Origin of the sequence: Clostridium sp. CAG:265, from assembly GCF_000436575.1 — a bacterium.
In the GTDB taxonomy this organism is placed as follows: Bacteria; Bacillota; Clostridia; order Clostridiales; family Clostridiaceae; genus Clostridium; species Clostridium lentum.
The window spans coordinates 1-2,703 of sequence record NZ_FR886624.1 but is presented as its reverse complement, the minus strand read 5'-3'; the positions used below and the strand labels follow the sequence as shown (position 1 = coordinate 2,703).

Genomic DNA, 2,703 nt, shown 5'->3' with positions numbered 1-2,703 from the left:
TTATGAAAATAAAATTTCTAAAGCAAATATTATTTGTTTCTTAAATAATGCAATAATTATCTTCATGAATATAAGAGCTGTTCCAATAGAAACAGTTCCATATAAACTCCATTTAAATAATATCTCTAAAAACTCTTTAATTTCTTCTAAATTCATTTTTCATTTCTCCTCTTGACATCATGCCAAAAGAACTGCTATACTCTAATTGCGTTTAAGAGTGGTCGTGTCCTTGTGGCATGGCTATTTTTTTTATTTGACTAATTTAATTAAATTTTCCATATCTCTAACTGTCATATAATTATCATCTATATATTCATCATTTGTTGACTTTAAATTTACCGCTGAATATATTCCTAATAAATTATCATCTTTCCAATAAATCGTTTTAGTAAAGAAAAGTTCATAATCATTTTCTTTATATTCTAAAACCTTGGCAGATGGATGTCTTGTTATAAACTTAACCATTAGCTCTCCTGGTACTCTATCAATCATATTGCCCTCCTAATTCACTTTCTAAGAATTTTATATGTTCTATATAAATTTTTCTTAAAACTTCATTTTTCTCATGAAGCAAACATCTTTTAATTTCTCTTATTCTGCTTCCTATGCTCATTAAAATATATCTCCTATCTATATTTTCTATTACCAACCAAGTAAATCATTTTCTAACTCTTCAGCTTTTCTTATTTCTTCTTCAGAAAATTTCTTTGTAAATCTTTTTTTATTGTTAGAAATATAATTTCCTCTTCCAGCTTCTATATTTTCATATACTGGTGATACAACACTTTGTATATTCCAATTATCCTTTATAGCTTTAAACATAAAACTATATAAATTCTTTGCTCTACTTTTTGCATACTCATAAACTTCAAGTATCTTTTTAGGTTCAGCAATTTTTAATAATTGTTCTGCCTTTTCTTTTTCTAAGCCAGTTTCATTTGAAATTAGTTCTATCTCTTTAAGATCTACTGGAGTTACTTTATTAGCTTGAAGTTCAGGAGTGGCACTATCTAATAATTCATCTACATGAACTTGACCATCTAATGGTTTTTCTCCATTGCTATCAACTGGTGTAGTTTTATTATCTTCCGCTTTTTTAGATGATTTTTTATTAATCTTCTTCTTAATCATATTTTTGAATGAAGTATAAGTGTTAAAAAATCCTCTATCAGCTTTCTTTTTTTCTATTTTCATATATCCTAATTCAGCAAGTCTTTTAATTGATTTTTTTACTGTTGTTAAAGATATATTAAGTTTATTTGCTATAGTTTCTAAAGATGGATAGCTACATTTTTTATTATCATTGTATAAGCTTAATAGATATGCATATATTCTAAATTCATTTGATGTGATTTTTGTATCTGTTATTAGATTAAAGTCAATTTGTAAGAATTGTATATTTTTCATTGTAGCTCTCCCTCCTTTTTGCCGTATAAATCATTTCTACAGCTTTATATTAATATATTTTGCCGTATAAGTCAACTATATTTGTTTTACTTTTTGTTAATTTTATTGTATAATGAATATAAATAGGAGGTTGTACTAATGACTGAAAAAAAATCAAAAAATCATAACCGTGAAAAATTAACTGTTTTAATAGATAAAGATATAAAAAAAGAAATGAAAAAAGAAGTTTTAGATTTAGATTGCTCAATGGGCGAATTTCTAGAATATTTATTCACTACTTACATAAAAAACAAAAAGTAAAGTCTTAGAATTACAAATCTAAGGCTTTTATTTTTTTACGAGTAAAAACTAACTACTATTATAACTACGTTAGTAGTTATATATAAATATAGATAAGATAGATATAGATAACATAAGTATAGATTAAGGTCAATTTCTGACCTGTTAAATAGATATTATTTTTATTATTAAAAGGTTTCTTATTTACTTACTATTTATTAATTTTATATTTTATTTCTATTTAATTTGATATATAATAAGCATGTATTATTTCTACTGATTTTATAAATAATATAAATAGATATGTATTTTCCATGATAATTTAAGAAAACAAAAAAGCAGCTACTAATTTATTTTAGTAACTGCTTTTTTATTGTTATTTATTTAATTCTTCTCTTCTCTTTTTAATAAATTCTTCTAACTGCTCCAAATCTTCTAGGGTAGCTTTAGTTTTTATGAAGCTTCTTGCTGATGATCTGCTTTTTAAGTAACTAGAATATTCTTTATTTTTTTCTTCCCATTTCTTATTTGCTATTGTTTGCTTTTTTAATTCTTTTGTCATATACTCCATTCTCCTAAATTATAATTTTATTATTAAATATGCTAATGCTATAATTACTAATATTTTGAAAACTATTTTAACAATTAATACTGGTACATTATTCTTCATATTGATTTTAAGTGATTAATATTGTATTATTTTAGCGAGGGGATTAATCCCCTCTAGTGATTGTTAGCTTTTATAAAATTATTTCTATAAGTTCTTTTATAATCGCTATTTTTATCATAAGCTTGATAACTATCGCAAGTAGTTTATCAAGCTTTTTTAGTTTCTTAATCACTTTTCCTCCCATTCTCTACAATTATATTACACTACATGTAGTATAATGTAGTCAATAGTTTTACATAAAAAAACAAGGCTAAAAGCAGATTTTCTCTACCTTTAGCCTTTTATTTTATATAAAAATATATTATAATTTTATTTAGATATTTTTACGTTTAAATGGAATCAGAGTA

At 24.0% G+C, this 2,703-nt stretch carries 6 protein-coding genes; 1 reads left to right on the top strand and 5 read right to left on the bottom strand.

Going from position 1 to position 2,703, the window contains the following annotated elements:
• From Q5O29_RS08025 to Q5O29_RS08010, 4 genes are all read right to left on the bottom strand, one after another.
• Positions 1-156, bottom strand: a complete 156-nt coding sequence (locus tag Q5O29_RS08025; RefSeq protein WP_022212443.1) for a hypothetical protein — start codon at positions 154-156, stop codon at positions 1-3.
• Positions 157-249: 93 nt separating this feature from the next.
• Positions 250-492, bottom strand: coding sequence for a hypothetical protein (locus tag Q5O29_RS08020; RefSeq protein WP_022212442.1), 243 nt, complete (start codon positions 490-492; stop codon positions 250-252).
• Positions 485-613: a hypothetical protein gene (locus Q5O29_RS08015; RefSeq protein ID WP_022212441.1), complete on the bottom strand. Its 129-nt coding sequence runs from the start codon at positions 611-613 to the stop codon at positions 485-487. Before Q5O29_RS08015 ends, Q5O29_RS08020 begins: the two co-directional genes overlap by 8 nt.
• A gap of 29 nt (positions 614-642) precedes the next feature.
• Positions 643-1,407: a helix-turn-helix domain-containing protein gene (locus Q5O29_RS08010; RefSeq protein ID WP_022212440.1), complete on the bottom strand. Its 765-nt coding sequence runs from the start codon at positions 1,405-1,407 to the stop codon at positions 643-645.
• Between the two features lie 138 nt (positions 1,408-1,545).
• Here Q5O29_RS08010 and Q5O29_RS08005 point away from each other — a divergent pair, with 138 nt between their 5' ends.
• Positions 1,546-1,707 (top strand): hypothetical protein, encoded by a 162-nt coding sequence (locus Q5O29_RS08005; protein ID WP_022212439.1) that lies wholly within the window; start codon positions 1,546-1,548, stop codon positions 1,705-1,707.
• A gap of 355 nt (positions 1,708-2,062) precedes the next feature.
• Here the strand turns inward: Q5O29_RS08005 and Q5O29_RS08000 are convergent, their stop codons facing one another.
• Positions 2,063-2,248 (bottom strand): hypothetical protein, encoded by a 186-nt coding sequence (locus tag Q5O29_RS08000; protein ID WP_022212438.1) that lies wholly within the window; start codon positions 2,246-2,248, stop codon positions 2,063-2,065.
• Positions 2,249-2,703: the final 455 nt, after the last annotated feature.

Coding starts and splice junctions, on each gene's coding strand:
- Q5O29_RS08010 (WP_022212440.1), bottom strand. CDS start 1,407: ATGAAAAATATACAATTCTTACAAATTGACTTTAATCTAATAACAGAT.
- Q5O29_RS08020 (WP_022212442.1), bottom strand. CDS start 492: ATGATTGATAGAGTACCAGGAGAGCTAATGGTTAAGTTTATAACAAGA.
- Q5O29_RS08005 (WP_022212439.1), top strand. CDS start 1,546: ATGACTGAAAAAAAATCAAAAAATCATAACCGTGAAAAATTAACTGTT.
- Q5O29_RS08000 (WP_022212438.1), bottom strand. CDS start 2,248: ATGACAAAAGAATTAAAAAAGCAAACAATAGCAAATAAGAAATGGGAA.
- Q5O29_RS08025 (WP_022212443.1), bottom strand. CDS start 156: ATGAATTTAGAAGAAATTAAAGAGTTTTTAGAGATATTATTTAAATGG.
- Q5O29_RS08015 (WP_022212441.1), bottom strand. CDS start 613: ATGAGCATAGGAAGCAGAATAAGAGAAATTAAAAGATGTTTGCTTCAT.